Annotated in this window: 14 protein-coding genes; 11 read left to right on the forward strand and 3 right to left on the reverse strand. The window is 64.0% G+C overall.

Translation table 11 applies throughout. The features are described from left to right. Positions 1 to 14: 14 nt before the first annotated feature. Together PLANPX_RS00440 and PLANPX_RS00445 are read right to left on the reverse strand one after the other, a co-directional pair. Positions 15 to 1394 (reverse strand): DUF1552 domain-containing protein, encoded by a 1380-nt coding sequence (locus PLANPX_RS00440; RefSeq protein WP_152096822.1) that lies wholly within the window; start codon positions 1392 to 1394, stop codon positions 15 to 17. Between the two features lie 163 nt (positions 1395 to 1557). Next, a complete protein-coding gene (locus PLANPX_RS00445; RefSeq protein ID WP_152096823.1) occupies positions 1558 to 3597 on the reverse strand; it encodes a DUF1592 domain-containing protein in 2040 nt (679 codons plus the stop codon). 361 nt (positions 3598 to 3958) lie between these two features. On the opposite strand from PLANPX_RS00445, the gene PLANPX_RS00450 reads away from it, so the two are divergent. From PLANPX_RS00450 to PLANPX_RS00500, 11 genes are all read left to right on the forward strand, one after another. Further along, on the forward strand, positions 3959 to 5572 hold the full coding sequence (locus PLANPX_RS00450; protein ID WP_152096824.1) for a serine/threonine protein kinase: 1614 nt from the start codon (positions 3959 to 3961) through the stop codon (positions 5570 to 5572). A 124-nt stretch (positions 5573 to 5696) separates the two neighbouring features. Beyond that, the gene (locus PLANPX_RS00455) at positions 5697 to 6386 is read left to right on the forward strand and encodes a PEP-CTERM sorting domain-containing protein (RefSeq protein ID WP_152096825.1); all 690 of its coding nucleotides are present in this window, start codon (positions 5697 to 5699) and stop codon (positions 6384 to 6386) included. Between the two features lie 69 nt (positions 6387 to 6455). Then, the gene (locus PLANPX_RS00460; protein WP_152096826.1) at positions 6456 to 6698 is read left to right on the forward strand and encodes a GlsB/YeaQ/YmgE family stress response membrane protein; all 243 of its coding nucleotides are present in this window, start codon (positions 6456 to 6458) and stop codon (positions 6696 to 6698) included. Between the two features lie 242 nt (positions 6699 to 6940). After that, positions 6941 to 7426: a 3-hydroxyacyl-ACP dehydratase FabZ family protein gene (locus PLANPX_RS00465; protein WP_152096827.1), complete on the forward strand. Its 486-nt coding sequence runs from the start codon at positions 6941 to 6943 to the stop codon at positions 7424 to 7426. Positions 7427 to 7591: 165 nt separating this feature from the next. After that, a complete protein-coding gene (locus tag PLANPX_RS00470) occupies positions 7592 to 7987 on the forward strand; it encodes an acyl carrier protein (protein ID WP_232536265.1) in 396 nt (131 codons plus the stop codon). Between the two features lie 100 nt (positions 7988 to 8087). Beyond that, entirely contained in the window at positions 8088 to 8621 is a 534-nt protein-coding gene (locus tag PLANPX_RS00475; RefSeq protein ID WP_152096828.1) for a 3-hydroxyacyl-ACP dehydratase FabZ family protein, read from the forward strand. A 245-nt stretch (positions 8622 to 8866) separates the two neighbouring features. Continuing rightward, positions 8867 to 10144 carry a beta-ketoacyl-[acyl-carrier-protein] synthase family protein gene (locus PLANPX_RS00480; protein ID WP_152096829.1) on the forward strand — a complete coding sequence of 426 codons (1278 nt, stop codon included), beginning with the start codon at positions 8867 to 8869 and terminating at the stop codon, positions 10142 to 10144. Positions 10145 to 10290: 146 nt separating this feature from the next. Next, positions 10291 to 11361: an AI-2E family transporter gene (locus PLANPX_RS00485; protein ID WP_172991765.1), complete on the forward strand. Its 1071-nt coding sequence runs from the start codon at positions 10291 to 10293 to the stop codon at positions 11359 to 11361. 231 nt (positions 11362 to 11592) lie between these two features. Then, positions 11593 to 12153: a DUF2760 domain-containing protein gene (locus PLANPX_RS00490; RefSeq protein WP_172991766.1), complete on the forward strand. Its 561-nt coding sequence runs from the start codon at positions 11593 to 11595 to the stop codon at positions 12151 to 12153. A gap of 17 nt (positions 12154 to 12170) precedes the next feature. Next, positions 12171 to 13979: an Hsp70 family protein gene (locus PLANPX_RS00495; RefSeq protein ID WP_152096832.1), complete on the forward strand. Its 1809-nt coding sequence runs from the start codon at positions 12171 to 12173 to the stop codon at positions 13977 to 13979. After that, the gene (locus tag PLANPX_RS00500) at positions 13976 to 16819 is read left to right on the forward strand and encodes a hsp70 family protein (protein ID WP_152096833.1); all 2844 of its coding nucleotides are present in this window, start codon (positions 13976 to 13978) and stop codon (positions 16817 to 16819) included. Before PLANPX_RS00495 ends, PLANPX_RS00500 begins: the two co-directional genes overlap by 4 nt. A 233-nt stretch (positions 16820 to 17052) precedes the next feature. On the opposite strand, the gene PLANPX_RS00505 is transcribed toward PLANPX_RS00500, so the two are convergent. Further along, a complete protein-coding gene (locus PLANPX_RS00505; RefSeq protein WP_152096834.1) occupies positions 17053 to 17550 on the reverse strand; it encodes a hypothetical protein in 498 nt (165 codons plus the stop codon). Positions 17551 to 17873: the final 323 nt, after the last annotated feature.

Genomic DNA, 17873 nt, shown 5'->3' on the forward strand with positions numbered 1-17873 from the left:
CGGGCTTCCGGCAGTTAGCTCACGTTCAACCCACGCGTGCTGTCGCCGAAGGATTCGGTCTTGATGCCGAGGGCGTTCAGCACCGGGACGTAGAGATTGCAGAGGGGCGTGTTCCGCTCGCTCGCAATGTGCCGGCCCGTGTTGAACTGCCCGCCGCCGCGGCCGCCTAGCAGGATCGGCAGGTTGTTGGGGTCGTGTGCGTTGCCGTCGCTGAGGCCCGAGCCGCAGACGATCATGCTGTTGTCGAGGAGCGTCCCCTCTCCTTCGCGGATGTTGCGCATCCGCTCGAGCACGTAGACGAACTGCTCGACGTGCCAGCGGTTGATCTTGCTGTATTGCTCGATCGCCGCGGCTTGGCTTTGGTGGTGCGAGAGTTCGTGATGCCCGCCGTGGACGCCGTCGATGAGCTGCGAGAAGTTTTTGTTCGAGACGCTGTTGGCAAACATGAACGTGCTGAGCCGCGTCGTGTCGGTCCAGAAGGCGAGCACGATCAGGTCGAGCATCAGGCGGACGTGTTCTTGGTGATCTTCGGAGCCGGTGACCGTGGGTTCGTCGGGATGGTTCGGGGCTGAGCTGGGGCGCCACTCGCGCGGGTCGGGCTGCGAGTGGAACGCGAGGCGACGTTCGACGTTGCGGACGGCGTCCATATATTCGTCGAGCTTGAACTGATCGTCGCGGCCGAGCTTGCGGCGGAGTGAGCGGGCGTCTTCGAGCGCCATGTCGAGGAGGCTTTGCGCGTCGTCGAGCGCTTGGCCGGCGCTAAGCGGCAAGCCGCTGTTGTCTTTGGCGCCGAAGAGGCGTTGGTAGGCGGCGCGGGGATTGATCTCGCGGGCCATCGGCACGTCGGCGGCCCGCCAGGAGATGAACGAGCCGTAGAGTCGCGTGAAGCCGACGTTCGAATCGATGCCGCTGATCACGGGGTCGATGGCGAGTTCGAGCGACGGCAGCGGCGTCTGCTGGCCGATGCGGCTGGCGGCGAATTGATCGAGCGATTGGCCGCCGACGCTCAGCTCGCTGCCGGTCGTTTGCGCGACGGGGAAGCCGGTGAGGAAGTTGGCGGTCTTCGCGTAGTGGCCGTCGCCTTGGCGGCTGTTCGGCTTGTCGAGGCCGGAGAGGACGAGGACTTCGCTCCGCACGGGAGCGAGGGGCGTGAGCGAGAAGGGAAGTTCGTACTCGGCGCCTGTTTGCTTCGGCACCCAGTTGTCCATGAACGCGCCGTTGGGGAAGTAGAGCGCGGCGAAGCGCGTCGGCGTGGGGGCGAGCGAGCCGGAGTCGCTGGCGCGGGCGCGGCGCGTGAGGGGCGCCATCACGTTGAGCATCGGCAGCGCGAGCGCGGCGCTGGCGCCGCGGAGGAACGTGCGACGAGGGACGTGCCAGGATTTCTTTTCAGACATCGTTTGGATCCTTCACCACGAAGGCTCGAAGACGCGAAGGACGCACGAAGATAAATGACGAATGACGAAATCCGAATGACGAATGAAATGCGAAAAGCATCATTGTCTTGGCGTGCGTCCTTTGTGAAATCATCGTGCCTTCGCGTCTTGGTAGTTTGTCTCTCTACTTTTTCGCATACCGATGGCGGAATGGGTAACTCATCGCAATTTGTTCGACGAGCACGCTGCTGCGGCAGTCGTTCGCTTCTAACGACTTCACCGTTTCGCGAACGACGCAGTCGTCGAATTGGCTCAGGCCGCGGCCGAGGGCGTAGCCGAGCATTTTGCGGGTGACGTTGTGGAGGAATTCGCCGCGGCGCGTGAGCAGTACCTGCTTGAGTTCGGCGGGGCCGTTGAAGGTTTGGCCGTCGGGGAGCGTGCCGCTCGAGTCGATCGGCTGGCCGGCGTTGTGGTGCCGCCAGCGGCCGGTGGCGTCGAAGCATTCGAGGCCGAAGCCGAGCGGATCCATCCGTTGATGGCAGGCGGCGCACTCGGGGTTCGTGCGATGTTGTTCGAGCCGTTGGCGGAGCGTGAGGCCATCGTGCAGGCGATCGTCCTCAGGGAGCACGCCGGCGTTAGGGGGCGGCGGCGGGACGCTGGCGCCGAGGACTTCTTCGAGGACCCATTTGCCGCGGAGGACGGGGCTCGTGCGGAGCGGCAGCGACGTCGTGGTGAGCACGGCGCCGAGGCCGAGGACCCCGCCGCGACGGCGATCGTTGAGCGGAACCCTGCGGAGCTCGCTCCCCTCGACCGGCGGCAGTCCGTAGTGGGCGGCAAGGCGGTCGTTCAGCACGGCGTAGTCGGCGTCGACGAGGTCGAGCAGGCTGCGATCTTCGCGGAGAATGGTTTCAACGAGGCCGCTCGCTTCGGCCCGCATGTCGGCGGCAAGCTGGGCGTCGAACTCGGGGAAACGCTCAGCGTCGGGTTTCACCGTGCTGCCGAGTGCGCCGATGTTGAGCCACTGCGTCGCGAAGCTATCGGCGAGGCCGCGAGCTTTTGGATCGGCGAGCATGCGGCGAATTTGGTCGCGGAGGACCGCTTCGTCGTGCAGCTTGCCCGCGTCGGCGAGTTGGGCGAGCTCGTCGTCGGGCATCGTGTTCCAGATGAAGTACGACAGCCGCGCGGCGAGCTGGTGGTGGCCGAGCGGGTAGACGCCTTCGGTTTCGGGCTCCGGTTCGACGAGGAATAGGAAATGAGGCGAGATGAGCACGGCCTTAAGGGCGAGCTTGAGCGACGGCAGGTAGGCGTCGCCGCGGGTTTGGGCGCGATCGAAGAGCGTCATCAGACGCTGCAGTTCGTCGTCGGCGAGCGGGCGGCGGAATGCGCGGCGGGCGAACGCGGCGAGCGATTGGCGGGCAGCGGCATGTGGGGGAAGGTCGGCGGTGGGAAAAGTGAGGGAAGAAGATAATGACGAATGACGAAATCCGAATGACGAATGAGGAGAGCTTGAGCCCTCGCCGTTTTCTTTCGTCATTCTGGTTTCGTCATTCGTCATTTCCTCGCGCTCGGGGAGTGCGACATCTAAGACGCGCGTTGCCGCGAGCAGGTATTGCTCAAGTAGCACGGGCGAAACGAAGAGCGTGTCGCCGGTGTTATCAAACCCTTCGCCGCCAGAGCCGTCGGAAGGAAAGGCGTCGGCCGGACGGAGGTCGAGGCCGGTGAGGTCGCGGATCGTGTTGTTGTATTCGCTGCGGCTGAGGCGGCGGCTCATCACGTGGCCGGGATAGAACGACTGGTTCCCGTCGGTGGCGAGCTTGTGGCAATCGTCTTCAACGCGGCGATGCGCGGCGATCCAGTGGACGAGCGTGCTGCGCTTCTCGTCGTTCAGCTGGTCGCTCCCCTCGGGAGGCATTTCGTGCAGGTTGACGCGGGCCATCACCTGCTCCCACACGAGCGGCGCGGCGAGGGCGTCGGCCGAGGTGGCGTAGGGAGCGAGGTTGAGGCCGCCGTCCGATTCGGCGCCGTCGTGGCACGGCAGGCAGTGATGCTCGACGATGGGGCGAACCTTCAACGCGAACTCGTCGGGCGGCAGTGCCGCCGCCGGTTGCGGCGCCGCGGGCTGCGGAGGTTCGACGGCCGGCTCTTGGGCGACGCCACACGTCGTGAAGATCGCCAGCGCGGCGAAGGTGGAGAAGCCGAGGACATGAAGGCGGGAGGCGAGCATGACCCCCTTAGGATAGCCCGGCGCTACAGGGGGGAGAATGACGAAATCCGCACGGCGGAGGGACGAATGGCGGTTGGAATTGGGAGAAAACTGAACCACGAAGGCACGACGATACGAAGAAAAGCACGAAGAAAGCGGAAGATCGGAAAGTGAATATCCACGGCTCCTCGTTTCAGTCTCCCGCTGCAATCTCCTCCAGGTTGCTGCTCTTCGTGCGTCCTTCCCGCCTTCGAGTCTTCGTGGTGAGGCAGTTTTTCAGAATGAGCAGGTTACAAATGCCGGATGGTCGCGCTTCCGTGTTGGTGGTTCAGTTTCAAACTGATTAGAATACGGCGTTGGGGCATTTTAACGTTGGCTTCGCATGCAACCTTCTCGCATTGGTCCGATCGCACTTGAGGGACCGCTCGGCGGTTCCGCCGACAGTAATGTGCTGCGCGGCGTGCATATCGAACGCAATTTGCGGATGGCGGTGAAGCTCCTCCCCCGCGACATGATCACGCGGCCAATGGGGGGCGACTATTTCTCCGCGGACGTGAAGCTGCTGCAGCGGCTCGTGCATCCCAACATCGCGCGAGTGATGGGGGGCGCGATCGACGAGGGGCAGCCGTATCTTGCGCTGGAACTCGTCGAAGGTGAATCGCTGCGCAGTTTGCTCGATCGCCGCGGTCGCTTGCCGTGGGAGACGACCGCCGACATCGCCGAGTCGATTTGCGAGGCGCTCCATTATGTCCACTCGCAGAAAATGATTCATCAACGGCTGACGCCGTCGCGGATCATCTTGCTTCCTGAGGGGGGCGTGAAGCTGGTTGGCTTCGATTGCCAGATGACCGACAAAGATCAGGTGCTGGGGTTACGCTCGCCGATGAGCGTGGCGAATTATCTGGCGCCGGAAATTTTTAAGGGCAAAGGTTCGGCCGCGTTGCCGACGGCCGACATGTTCAGCGTTGGCGTCATCCTTTACGAATGCCTGACCGGCTCGCTGCCGTGGGGGGCGAAGACGCCGTCTGAGTTGGTGCTCGCGCGACGTGCGGGGCCGGCGCCGCGGGTTTCGGCGAGCGTGCTCGAATGCCCCGTGTGGCTCGACGTGCTCGTGTCGAAGTTGCTCGAAACGAAGCGCGGCATCCGCCTCGCGACGGCCGACGGCACGCGGCGAGCAATTCTCGATGCGAAGCGGAAGGTCGCCGAAGGGATGGGCGCCGCAAAGCATGCGATGTCGGGCAAGCAAGGCGCGCTGGCGATGAAGGCCGACCGCAAGGAAATCGCCGCGCTGCGCAAGCACCAAACGCCGACGGTGAAAGACGACAGCCCCTTCTACGAACGGGCGTGGTTCTTGGGATTGTGCCTGGCGTCGCTAATCGCCGTTACCGCGTGGGCGATGTGGCCCAAGAGTGAAGCGGAACTGTACGACGAGTTCGCGCCGACGATGGCGTCGGAGAGCTACACCGACTGGCGGACTGTTTCCGACAAAGTCGCCGATTTCCGCGAACGTTTCCCAGAATCGGAACACAATGCGGAGCTTGATGCGTTCGAAGACAAAGTCGCCGAAGGGAAGGCAATGATCGAGGTGAAGAATCTCGATCGCTTCGGCAGCACGCCGAATTCGAAAGCGCAAAGCTTGTTCGCCCAGGGGCAGAAGCGGCAGCAGTTCGGCGATTTGATGTCGGCTTGGGAACTGTACGAGCAAGCGATCGAGGCGGTCCCGGCAGAGGCGCCCGCCGACGTCGAGGTCTACCGCCGGTTGGCGACGAAGGGGATCGCCGAGATCAAGGCGTCGCCCGATGCGAAGCGGACGCTCGCGCAAATGGCCGAGGCGAAGTTGGCCGAGGCGGAGGAACTGATCGACGAGGGCAAGCTGCTGCCGGCGAAGGTGCTGCTGGCGGAGTTTGTGGAGTTGTACGGGGGCAATCCGAAGCTCCGCGAGCAGGCTGCGGCGGCGCGGGCGAAGATTGGCGAGATCGATGCGCAGCGGGAGTAGCTTCGACCTGTTTTAGCGCCCGTCCGTATCCGTATTTCTTGTTGATATCGGATATGGTGCAGGTAGACTAAGTCGCGGTCCTCCTAGCCGCTGCGAACCCGTCTTTCATTCGAGACTGAGTCCAATGACGCTACAGAAATTCTCGCGAATTAACTTGTGCCGCTTACTGGCGATCTGCACCGTCGGAATTGCAAGTTGCACGTTGCCGTCGTGCGAGACGCATGGCGCCCTGACAAAGTATGCGACGCGGGAGGCGTGGCAGGCTGCCGTTGGCATTTACTCGACGGAAACATTTGAGTCGTATGCCGGCGGGCCGGCGATTCCTGAAACTGGCGGAACATTCTTTGCCGGGCCGTTTCACATTGTCGTCGACGCCAATCATGGGCGAATTGGACCGGCGGGACCGGGATTCTTCGGATTCGATACGCCTGGCCTGACTGGGACGTTTTTCGTCGGCGACGTTCATTCTCCCGAAAGTACGCATCCGCACTTCAACACAATTCGCTTCGCGATTCCCGTTTGGGCCTTTGCCGTCAACTTCGCCGCGCTTGATGACGGCGGTATCGATGATGTACGCGTTGCGGGAGAGTCGTTTGTGATCTCGCCATTTGGGTCGCTAGGTCTTCGCTCAAATTTCTTCGGAGTCGTTTCAACGACGCCCTTCAGCGAAGTCGATATCCGCAACGCCAATGGCAAGCTGGAGCGGTTCGGTATGGATGACATGAGCTTCAAAGTCATTCCGGAGCCAGCGACGGGATTGCTGTTGTTTACCGGCATGATGGGCTTGCTGCGACTAGCGCGTCTGCGGAGGTAACTCGCTGCCAGCCTTCGTGCTCTTCTGCTCTGTTTGTTCGGGGACCGCTTTTACAAGGAGACAGTTGTTATGCAACTTCTTTGGTTCCTTCTCATCGGCATTGCCGCGGGTTGGCTGGCGGGGCAGATCATGGGGAGCGGCGGGTACGGGATCTTGGGGGATCTTATCCTCGGCGTCATTGGCGCCATCGTCGGCGGGTATCTGTTTGGGATGCTCGGCATCGCCGCCGGCGGATTGATTGGGGCGCTCATCACCGCGACCGTGGGGGCGGTGGTGTTGATTGCGCTGTTGCGGCTGATCAAACGGGCGTGATGCCGGCGACGGGGCCGGGGGATGGGGGGCCGAGCGGGGACCGCGACCGCCGGTCGCGGCTTTGTGGGCCGGGGCGCCTGCGGGCGGGGAATTGTGGGGCTGAAATCCGCGGGATTCCCCAAATTGCGGGGGCGTTACCGCCGTTGTGGCCCTAAAAGTCGGCCGCTATAATCGCGAATTCGCTATTTTACCAGCCCGGCGAGTATTCGCCCCGCCTCCCCAAATGTGTCGATAGAGAGCCTATGCGATTCTGTCTGCTTGATCGTATCTGCTCGTTCGAACCTGGGGTGGAGCTGACCGCGGTAAAGAATGTGTCGCTAGCTGAGGAATATCTCGCGGATCATTTTCCCGAGTTTCCGGTGCTGCCGGGCGTTTTCATGCTCGAAGCGGCCACGCAATCGGCGGCCTGGCTCGTGCGGATGAGCGAAAATTACGCCCACAGCATGATCGTGCTGCAGGAAGCGAAGTCGGTGAAGTTCACCGATTTCGTCACTCCCGGCAATCGGCTGGAGATGCGGGTCGAGCAGCTGAAGCAAGAAGGCTCGGCCGTGTCGTTCAAGTTTGAAGGAAAAGTCGGCGAGCGGACGTGCACCAGCGGCCGATTGACGCTCGAGTGCTTCAACCTCGGCGACGACGATCCGGAACTGGTTGATTTGGATCGCCGGATGGTTGGCGTGCAGCGAGGATTCCAAGCGATTCTCACGCGGGAGATGAACCTGAAAGCGTAGTCTCTCGTTGAGGCCAGCCGAGCGAGTTCGCCGGCGGCGATTGATATAGATCGTTCAACACACCGTTCAACATACATTTAGATAGACTCGCTCGCGGCGTCGGTCGTTTCGTGAAAGCGGCGGCGGTTCAGCAGCGAGTCCTTACCTGCCAGCGGAGGTATAGTCGTGGGAATTCCGTCGCAAGAAGAGATCTTTGACAAGGTTCGCGAAGCCCTGGTCGATGCGTTGGGCGTCGACGAAGACGAAGTAACGCCGAACGCGACGCTGCGGGGCGACCTCGACGCCGAGTCGATCGACTTCCTCGACATCGTCTTCCGGCTTGAGAAGGCGTTCGACATCAAGATCGAGCGCGGCGAGCTGATCCCGATGGACGTGCTCGAAGACACCTCCTACGTGAGCGACGGCAAGGTCAACGCCGCCGGCATCGCGAAGCTCAAGGAGCGGATGCCCTTCGCCGACCTGAGCGGCTTCGAGGCCGATCCGAACGTCCAAAACCTCGGCAACCAGCTGACGGTGCAGGACATGTGCAACTTCGTCGAGCACAAGTTGAAGAAGGCCTAAGAAGTTGCGAGCGGCGAGTAGCGAGTTGCGAGCGTGTCGCACGCTTGCGTTCGCTTATCTCGCGACTCGAAACTCGAAACTCGCAACTCGGAGCTTCCCCATGCGCTGGTTCTGGATTGATCGATTCACTGAATTCGTGAGCGGGTCGCACGCGACGGCCGTGAAGGGCGTCTCGCTCTCAGAGGATCATCTCCACGACCACCATATCGGCTACCCGATTATGCCGAACTCGCTTTGCTGCGAGGGGATGGCTCAGGCGGGCGGGCTGCTGATCAGCGAGCACTACGGCTTCGGCGAGCTTGTCGTGCTCGCCAAGCTGTCGAAGGCGAAGTTCACCGGCCGCGTTCGCCCGGGCGAAACGCTCACCTACAAAGTGACGGCCGACTGGATTCGCAGCGACAGCGCCCAAGTGTCGGGCGTGGCGACGGTCGGCGATCGGCCGCACGGCGAGGTGCAAATTCTGTTCGCCCGCATGGGCGAAGATATGGCCAAGGAGATGGGCGCCAAGCTCTTTCGGCCGACCGACCTGCGGCATTGGCTCAATTTGGTCGGCGTGTTTGAAGTCGGCGTGAAGCAGGACGGCACTCGGCTGAAGCGGGAAGATTACCCGCTCAATGAGGCCGCTTCTGCCTGATCCGGTGATCTCTTTGGTGAGGGTGCCACTGGCATCTTGCCAGTGAGAACTGCCGAGCGAGCACCCGCTTCCGCACTGGCAAGATGCCAGTGGCACCCCGACTCGGGTCGAATCGAATGGCGTTGGCGCCTACAATCTGGGGATGACCGCGGGGATGAACCCCGCGGCTCGCAGCGTGAACTTGCTGGCTCGCAGTCGATTGTCACTGCTCGATTAGCCCCCTTTCCTGTTTGTGGATTCTTGCCATGCGTCGTCGCGTCGTGGTCACCGGCATTGGTTGCGTCACTCCCTCGGGCAACAACCCGGAGAAGCTGTGGGAGAACTTGCTCGCAGGTCGCAGCGGCGTGGGGAAGACGACGCTGTTCGACGCCAGCAATTTTCCCACGAAGATTTCGGCCCAGGTGAAGGACTGGTCGATCGCCGCAGAAGGCGAAGACGCCGCCGTGTGGGCCAACCGTAGCCGCCACACGCAGTTCGCCGCGGGCGCTGCCAAGCAGGCGGTCAACGACTCGGGCGTGATGACGGGCGTCGAGCCGACCCGCTTTGGCGTCTACCTTGGCGCCGGCGAGGGGCAGCAAGACTTCTTCCGCTTCGCGCGGATGATGACCGCCGCGACCGCGGCCGACGGCGACTTCTCGCTGAAGAAGTTCGTTGAGACGGCGCTTAAGGAACTCGACCCGGTGGCGGAACTCGAGCAAGAGCCGAACATGCCAGTCGGTTACTTGGCTGGCATGTTCAACGCTCAGGGGCCGAACGCCAACTGCCTCACCGCGTGTGCCGCGAGCAGCCAGGCGGTTGGCGAAGCGACTGAGATCATTCGCCGCGGCGAAGCCGACGTGATGCTCTCCGGTGGCGCCCACAGCATGATTCATCCGTTCGGGATCACAGGGTTCAACCTGCTGACGGCGCTGAGCGAGAACAACGCCGAGCCCGAGCGGGCGTCGCGGCCGTTCGATCTCAATCGCGACGGTTTCGTGTTGGGCGAAGGCGCGGCGATGGTGGTGCTCGAAGAATACGAGCGAGCGAAGGCTCGTGGCGCGCGGATTTACGGCGAGATCGCCGGCTACGGCACGACGGCCGACGCCTACCGCATTACGGATCAGCATCCCGACGGTCGCGGCGCCACCGCGTGCATGACGATGGCGCTGAAGGACGCGCAGCTCAACCCCAACGACATTTGCTACATCAACGCCCACGGCACGAGCACCGCGGTGAACGACAAGGTCGAGACCCACTCGATCCGCCGCGCTTTCGGCGAGCAGGCATACAAGATTCCGGTGAGCAGCACCAAAAGCATGACGGGGCACTTGGTCGCCGCGGCTGGCGCGACGGAGCTGATCATCTCACTGCTCACGCTGCAGCGCGGAGTCCTGGCGCCGACGATCAACTACGAGACTCCCGATCCGAACTGCGATCTCGACTACGTGCCGAACGCGGCCCGTGAGAAGAAGTGCAAGGCGGTGCTTTCGAATAGCTTTGGTTTCGGCGGGCAGAACATCACGCTGATCGCGACGGCGGTGTAGTTGCGAAGCTCTAGCCCCGGGCTTCGCCCGGGGGTGGGCGTGAAGTCGGGACGACGTCCCGCTGGATGGTGCGCGACCCCCGGGCGGAGCCCGGGGCTAGAAACGCGGCGGCAGATGTTGAAGCTCGCTTGGACGGTGAAGCACGAATGCCAGATCAGCAACTTGAATCCGCGAAGCCTGCTGCCACCCCATCGCGGAGTCGCGGCAAGCTTGTGGCGCTGGCGGCGGCGACGGTTCTTGTTCTGTATCTTTGCTACCTGCTGATCCAGCCCTTCATTCCGCCAATCGTGTGGGCGGTCACCGCGGCGGTGGTGACGCATCGGTTCAGCCAATGGGTTGGCCGCAAGACAAAGACGGCCGATGCGAAGGCGGCCATTTGTGTGGGCATCGTCGCGGTGCTGGTGCTTTTGCCAGCGGTGTTGGTGATCACGGTGGGCGCGCAGCAAATTGGCAAGGCGATCGAGGGCTGGCCGGCAATCCAAGAGAGTCTCAATGCAGAACTCGCAGAGCACCCGCGGCTCAATGAGCTCTGGCAAGATTTCGATCTGTCGCAGGAGGCCCCGCAGCTGATTGATCGTCTTCGACCCGGCGCGGTTGCCGCGGTGTCGACGCCGCTCTACCTGGTGGTGCAAACGGCGCTGACGCTGTTCGTCCTCTACTTTCTCTACCGCGATGAAGATCTCGCCATTGATTCCGTGCGGAGCGTCCTGCCGCTCAGTGAGGCGGAGTCGAATCGCCTCTTTCGCCGCGTCGACGACACGATCAACGCGACGATGTTTGGCACAGTGACCGTCGCCATGGTGCAAGGGATCATGGGCGGCATCATGTTCGGCATCCTCGGCATCGAGGGCGCCACGCTATGGGCGTTGATCATGGGGCTGTTGGCGATCATCCCCTACTTGGGGACGTTCGTGATTTGGGGGCCGGCGGCGGCGATTTTGGCGTACCAAGGCGAGTACGGCAAAGCGGCTATCCTCGTCGGTTGGGGAGCGATCGCGATCGGGCTGATCGACAACATCCTCTACCCCTACTTGGTCGGCTCGCGGTTGCGGCAGCATACGGTGGTGTCGTTCGTGGCGATTCTCGGCGGGGTGAGTTTGTTTGGCGCCACTGGCATCGTGCTTGGGCCGGTCGTGGTGACGCTGACGTTCTTCTTGCTCGATCTTTGGCGCCGCCGCACCGACGGTCACGGCGATTTGGTCGTCGCCGGCGTCTAGCCCCGGTCTCCGCCCGGGGGTGGGTGTGAAGTAGGGGCGATGTGCCACCACATGGTGCGCGACCCCCGGGCGGAGCCCGGGGCTAGGGGTGGGCCGGAGTTTCCGCGGGTGCGGAGACTCTGTCGGCTCCGCGGCTTTAGCGGTATTTTAGAGCCTGGCGTCGCCCATCGAGCAGGCCGCCAATACGGCGCCCGCTGCCCGGTCCGCCCTGCCCTGTCGGAGAGGTTTTTGATGCGTCTTTGGTTAGCGATTCGATGTTTCTTCAACGTGCTGTTCCATGCCGACGTTGCCAGCCGGTGTCGTTTGGCGTTGGAAGGAACCGCTGCGGCGCCAGCCGCTCCGCCCGCGGCACCAGCACCGGCACCGGCACCGACGCCAGCGCCGAAGCCGGCGGCCCCTGTGAAGTCGCCGCGCAGCGATGCGATCACGCTGCTCAGCACGTTGCAGCGCGAGGCCCGCTTCGTCGACATCGTCAATGAATCGCTCGACGGTTACTCGGATGCTCAGATCGGCGCCGCCGCGCGTGACGTGTTGCGAGATTGCGGCAAAGTGCTCGCTCGCGTGTTCGCGATGCGCCCGCTGCAGGCCGGCGAAGAGGGAGCGACGGTAAGCGTTCCGGCCGGCTACGAAACTGAATGCTTCCGGCTGACGGGCGACGTGTCGCGCGAGCCGCCGTTTTCAGGCAAGCTGATGCACGCCGGTTGGCAAGCGACGAAGTGCGACCTGCCGACCTGGACGGGCAGCCAGCAGGCGGCGCTGGTGATCGCGCCCGCGGAAGTTCAACTAGGCTGATCGAGAAAGAATTTTAGATGACCGCCAAGTATGTTGTGGGCATCGACCTGGGCACCACGAATTGCGTGTTGGCCTATGTCGCGCTCGAGACGAAGTCGCCGCAGGTGGAGCTGTTGGAGGTTCCGCAGCTGGTCGCCGCGAGCACCGTCGAAAGCCGCCCCTCGCTACCCTCCTTCCTCTATCTAGCGCCCGAGCATGAAGCGGCGTCTGGCGCGCTGGTCGTTCCGTGGCAGTCGGCCATGCCGTTCGCCGTGGGCGAGTACGCGCGGCGTCGCGGCGCCGAGACGCCCGATCGCACGGTCGTCGCCGCGAAGAGCTGGCTCTGCCACAGCGGCGTTGATCGCCGGCAACCGTTGCTGCCCGACCACGCGCCGCCCGAGGTAGCGAAGATCTCGCCGGTTGCCGCATCGCGGCGTTACCTCGAGCATCTCGTTGCGGCGTGGAACGCGCAGTTCCCTGATGCGCCGCTAGCGCAGCAGACCGTCGTGCTCACTGTGCCGGCGTCGTTCGACGCTGCCGCTCGCGAGCTGACTCGCGAGGCGGCGTTGGCGGCGGGCTTGCCCGATTCGCTTGTCCTGCTGGAAGAGCCGCAAGCGGCGGTCTATTCGTGGCTTGCTGCGCGCGGCGACGCTTGGCGGAAAGATTTGTCGAAGGGCGACCGCCTGCTGGTGTGCGACGTGGGGGGCGGCACGACCGATCTTACGCTGATCGACGTCGCCGAAGCGGACGGCGAGTTGGAGTTGCGCCGACTGGCGGTGGGCGACCATCTGCTGATGGGCGGCGACAACATGGACCTCACGCTGGCCCACCGCGTTGCGGAGCTGTTCGCCGAGCAAGGCGTCAAGCTCGATGCTTGGCAGTCGGTGTCGCTGTGGCATTCGTGCCGCGATGCGAAGGAGAGTTTGCTCGCCGCCGATGCGCCGGAATCACATCGCATCTCGGTGCTGGGCCGCGGCAGCAAGCTGATCGGTGGCACGGTGTCGGTCGAGGTGCCGCGCAGCCTCGCCGTCGATCTGCTGGTTGGCGGCTTCTTCCCGCAGTGTGCGCTCACCGATCGCCCGCAGCGGCGGCGGGCTTCGGGGTTTCAAGAAATCGGCCTGCCCTACCAGGCCGACGTGGCGATCACGCGGCATCTGGCGGCGTTCCTCACCGCGCACGCCGGCGAAGGGGATCAATCTGCTGCGCCAACGCACGTGTTGTTCAACGGCGGCGTGTTCAAAGCCGACGCTTTCCGCGCATTGATGCTCGAACGACTCGGCGAGTGGGCCGGCGCCGACCGAACGGTGCGCGAGCTGCCCGGCCCGCGCGACTTGGACTTCGCCGTCGCGCGCGGCGCCGCGTTCTACGGATGGGTCAAGCAGCAAGGGGGCATGCGGATTCGCAGCGGCGCCGCACGCTCGTACTACGTCGGCATCGAAACGGCGGGCTTGGCGATTCCTGGCGCCCCGCGGCCGTTGCGGGCGCTGTGCGTGGTGCCGTTCGGCATGGAAGAAGGCACGGCGATCGACGTTCCTTCGAACGAATTTGGCTTGGTGCTCGGCGAACCGGCGCACTTTCGCTTTTTTAGCTCGGCGGTTCGTCCGCAAGATGCGCCTGGCCAGTTGCTGCCTGCGATCGACGAAGAGCAACTGGCGGAAACCGATTCGCTGGAAACCGTGCTCGAAGCCGGCAGCGACGACGCCGAAACCTACGTCCCCGTAAAGTTTCAATCGCGGATCACGGAGCTGGGCGTCTTCGAGCTGTGGTGCGTGAGCACCGCGTCCGATCGACGCTGGAAGCTGGAGTTCAGCATTCGCGATGATGCGCATGATGGGGCCGCGTCTTGAGCGAACGCCCTTTGCCAAACGCCGACGGCGAGGCGCCTAGCCGGTTTGTCGTCGGCATCGACCTCGGCACGACCAACTCCGCGGTGGCGTACGTCGATACGCAGCAGGAGCCTTGGCAAGTCGCCACGCTGCCAATTCTGCAAGTCGTGGCGCCGTTTCAGGCGGAGCAGCGCGAGACGCTGCCGTCGTTTCACTACCAAACTACCTCAGCGGAAGCGAACGCCGGCGCCGTGCGTTTGCCGTGGAGCGCGGAGGCGCCGTCGCATGCGGTGGGAGTCTTTGCACGTGACGAAGGGACCGGCAATCCGGGGCGGTTGGTTGCTTCGGCGAAGTCTTGGCTCTCGCACACCGGCGTCGACCGTACGGCCGACTTGCTCCCCTGGCATGGCGACGCCGACGTCGAGCGGCTTTCTCCCGTCGAAGCGTCGTCGCGGTACCTACGGCATCTGCACGAGAATTGGAACGCCGCGTTTCCGAATCATCCGCTCGCCGAGCAGGATGTGGTGGTGACGCTCCCGGCGTCGTTCGACGAGGTGGCCCGACAGCTGACCATAGAGGCGGCCAAACGGGCGGGCCTGCCGCGCATCATTCTGATCGAGGAACCGCAGGCCGCGTTTTACGCGTGGGTGTACCGCAACGCCGTCGACTGGCAGCAGCAGATTACGTCGGGGCAGAAGATTTTGGTGTGCGACGTCGGCGGCGGCACCTCCGACTTCACGCTGATCCGCGTGAGCGCCAACGAGACGACGGGCCACGCGGTCTTCAATCGCATCGCGGTTGGCGAGCATCTCATCCTGGGCGGTGACAATCTCGACCTCGCGCTGGCTCGCTACGTCGAGCAGAAACTTGCCGGCGACGACAAGCTGCCGGCGCATCAGTGGGAAGTGTTGGTGCGCACGGCTCGCCGCGTTAAGGAAACGCTGCTGGGCGAGAACCCGCCCGAGACGATCACGATCAATCTCCCCGCGGCGGGCGCAAAGCTCATCGGCGGCGGGTTGCAGACGGCGGTGACGCGGGCCGAAGTTGAGTCGCTGTTGCTCGATGGCTTTCTGCCGCGCGTGAACTTGACCGACAAGCCGGCGCGGAAGCAGTCGGGCTTTCAAGATTTCGGTTTGCCTTACGCGACCGATCCGGCGATCACTCGCTACTTGGCGGCGTTCTTGTCGGCCCATCGTTTTACCGGCGACGAAACGTTGGGAAGCGATCGGCCAGCGGGCCAAGGGGCAGATCCGGCTCGGCCCGACGTGGTGCTGCTGAACGGCGGGCTCTTCGCGTCGCCCGTGTTGCAGCAACGACTGCTAGAAGTCGTCGCGTCGTGGTTTTCATCGCCAGAGCAGTCTTGGCGCCCCGCGGTGCTCGAAAGTCCGCGGTTGGATTTGGCCGTCGCGCATGGCGCCGCCTACTACGGCATGGTGCGTCGCGGCGAAGGGGTGTCGATCGCGGCGACGCTCGCCCGCAGCTACTACATCGGCGTCGCCAGCGACAAGCCGACCGCGGTTTGCCTGGCGCCCGGCAACGCGGTGGCGGGGCAAGAGTTTGAAATCGAGGGGCTCGACCTGCAGGTGACGCTCGCCGAGCCGGTGGAATTTCCGCTGTATGTCTCGAGCAGCCGACTCGTCGATCCGCCAGGCGCGATCATCGAGGTGAACCGCGAGGAACTGACGCCGCTGCCGCCGATTCGTACCGTGCTGAAGTCTGGCCGCCAGAAAGATCAGCAGCAAGCGAAGGTCCGCTTGCGCGCCCAGCTCTCGGAAATCGGCGTGCTGGAACTTTCGTGTCGCGAGGTCGATGCGAACCGGAGTTGGCGGTTGCAGTTTGATATTCGCTCGACGACGCAAACGGATCTCGCCGCGCACGACACCGCCGGCGAGCGCGAAGGGTTCGTCGACGAGCCGACGCTGGCAGCGTGCCGCGAGCGAATTGCCGGCGTCTTCGCCGAGTCGGGCGGCACGCCGCCGCGGGAGCTGATGCCTGAACTGGTGCGCGCGCTCGAACTCGACAAGCACGAGTGGCCCACCTCGGCGCTGCGGCGCCTTTGGGAAATGTTGATGGAGTTCCAAGCGGGACGCCAGCGATCGCCGGCCCACGAAGCGCGGTGGCTCAACTTGGTCGGCTACTCCCTGCGGCCTGGTTACGGATTCGCCGTCGACGACTGGCGGGTTGCTCAAACCTGGCGGGCGGTCAACGGCAAGATCGCGTTCCCAGCATCGCATGCCGAGACGCTCATTTTGTGGCGGCGGATTGCCGGCGGGCTGAGCCGCGGTCAGCAACTGGGGTTGGCCGAGCCGTTGATCGCGTCTGTTCGCGCGTTGCGGCGTCGCTTCGACGGCGGAGCCGCGCTGGCTGGAACCACGGCGCTCGATCCGGCCGCGACGCTGGAGATTTGGCGGCTGCTGGGCTCGCTGGAGTTGCTGCCTATCAACCTGAAGCTCGAGTTGGGCGACCATATCGTCCATCTTTTGCCGAAGCGCAAGCTCGAGAACGCGCGGCCAACGATGATCTGGGCGTTAGGCCGGCTCGGGCAGCGCGTCCCGTTGAGCGGGCCGTTGAACACGGTGGTTCCCGTGCAGCAGGCGGCGAAGTGGCTCGACGCGATCTTGGCTCGCCCCGAAACGGACCTGCTATCCAATGCGGCTGTGATGCAACTCGCGCGTCGCACGGACGATCGGCACCGCGACGTCGATGCTGCTCGCCGCGCTCGCATCGTCGAGTGGCTGGAGTTCCGAGACGCAGCTGAGCACTTGATTGAACTCGTTCGCACTGGCGGTGCGCTCGATGAGGGCGAGCGGGGCGTCGTGTATGGCGAGTCGATGCCGATTGGGCTGCGCATTCATGAGTGAAGCGCCGCAGCGATTGACGAGTATCCCTAGCCCCACTGAAAACGAAACTATGCGGTCCCCTCCCCTCGAGGGGGAGGGAGCCACAACATTCATAAATACGTATCACGAGCGCATGAAAACAGCCGCCGGCGCGCTTCCTTGCGCGCTGGGCGGCTGAATCGCGAGCTTCCGTGCTCGCGCGTTTCGATCAGCCCCCGGTCAGCGACCGGGGGCTAAGCTGATGTTCGTCTCGCTTACTGCGGGCCGATCGTCGGCGGATTGGCCATCAGGAAGTCGCGCGGACCGCGGGTCGTGTAGTACGGGTACGCGGTTTGGCCGGTCGGAGGACCAGGGTTGTAGGTCGGGTACTCGGGGTAGCCGCCCGCATGCGGGCAGAGGCCGTTGGCTCCGCAACCAGCGAGGCCGCATCCGCCTGGGCCGCAGCCGCCAGCGCCACAACCGCCGCCGGCAATCCGTTCGGCCAACATGCTGCACGGTCCGCCGTTGCAGCAACCTTCGCAGCCGCCGCAGGCTTCGCCGCAAGCGACATCGCAGCCAGCGAGTTGGCAGTTGCCGGTGTCTTTGTCAAAGAACTTGCCCATCGGACGGGCAGCGCTGCGAGTAATCAGCGGCCGCGGAGCGCGGCGGTTCGAAGCGACGCCGCAGCCATCGCCGCAGCCTGTGAGCCCAGACGAGGCGCAGCCGCTAGCCAACAGGCATAGCAGCCCCACCAATGCAATGCATTGTTTCATCGAATTCCCCCCCTGTGAATCGCGGGATCGACCAGCAGAGCGGTCGACCTGTCGGCTTCGCCCCCAATCTGACGAAGCCTCCGAGCCGTGGCGCCGCGCGGGGCGTCGCTGGATCAAACAGCTCGTGCAATAGGTATCGGCGGCATATTCGGTAAAGTTGAAAGGAGTTGGGGAGAGCGGGGAGTTTCGAGCCGCCAGAACTGCTATCGCAGCAAGTAGCCGCGGGCCAACGACCCGCCGGAGCGGGGATAGCGGCCCGTTCGCCGCTGAGTGGCGTTCATCGTATGATGGGAGAGCGAACCCGCCATCTACGGTCCGTGTCA

It is taken from the genome of Lacipirellula parvula, assembly GCF_009177095.1.
Lineage (GTDB): Bacteria > Planctomycetota > Planctomycetia > Pirellulales > Lacipirellulaceae > Lacipirellula > Lacipirellula parvula.

Bases quoted from the DNA above. Each gene is read 5' to 3' on its own strand.
- PLANPX_RS00440 (WP_152096822.1), bottom strand. From the start codon at position 1,394: ATGTCTGAAAAGAAATCCTGGCACGTCCCTCGTCGCACGTTCCTCCGC.
- PLANPX_RS00445 (WP_152096823.1), bottom strand. From the start codon at position 3,597: ATGCTCGCCTCCCGCCTTCATGTCCTCGGCTTCTCCACCTTCGCCGCG.
- PLANPX_RS00450 (WP_152096824.1), top strand. From the start codon at position 3,959: ATGCAACCTTCTCGCATTGGTCCGATCGCACTTGAGGGACCGCTCGGC.
- PLANPX_RS00455 (WP_152096825.1), top strand. From the start codon at position 5,697: ATGACGCTACAGAAATTCTCGCGAATTAACTTGTGCCGCTTACTGGCG.
- PLANPX_RS00460 (WP_152096826.1), top strand. From the start codon at position 6,456: ATGCAACTTCTTTGGTTCCTTCTCATCGGCATTGCCGCGGGTTGGCTG.
- PLANPX_RS00465 (WP_152096827.1), top strand. From the start codon at position 6,941: ATGCGATTCTGTCTGCTTGATCGTATCTGCTCGTTCGAACCTGGGGTG.
- PLANPX_RS00475 (WP_152096828.1), top strand. From the start codon at position 8,088: ATGCGCTGGTTCTGGATTGATCGATTCACTGAATTCGTGAGCGGGTCG.
- PLANPX_RS00480 (WP_152096829.1), top strand. From the start codon at position 8,867: ATGCGTCGTCGCGTCGTGGTCACCGGCATTGGTTGCGTCACTCCCTCG.
- PLANPX_RS00485 (WP_172991765.1), top strand. From the start codon at position 10,291: ATGCCAGATCAGCAACTTGAATCCGCGAAGCCTGCTGCCACCCCATCG.
- PLANPX_RS00490 (WP_172991766.1), top strand. From the start codon at position 11,593: ATGCGTCTTTGGTTAGCGATTCGATGTTTCTTCAACGTGCTGTTCCAT.
- PLANPX_RS00495 (WP_152096832.1), top strand. From the start codon at position 12,171: ATGACCGCCAAGTATGTTGTGGGCATCGACCTGGGCACCACGAATTGC.
- PLANPX_RS00505 (WP_152096834.1), bottom strand. From the start codon at position 17,550: ATGAAACAATGCATTGCATTGGTGGGGCTGCTATGCCTGTTGGCTAGC.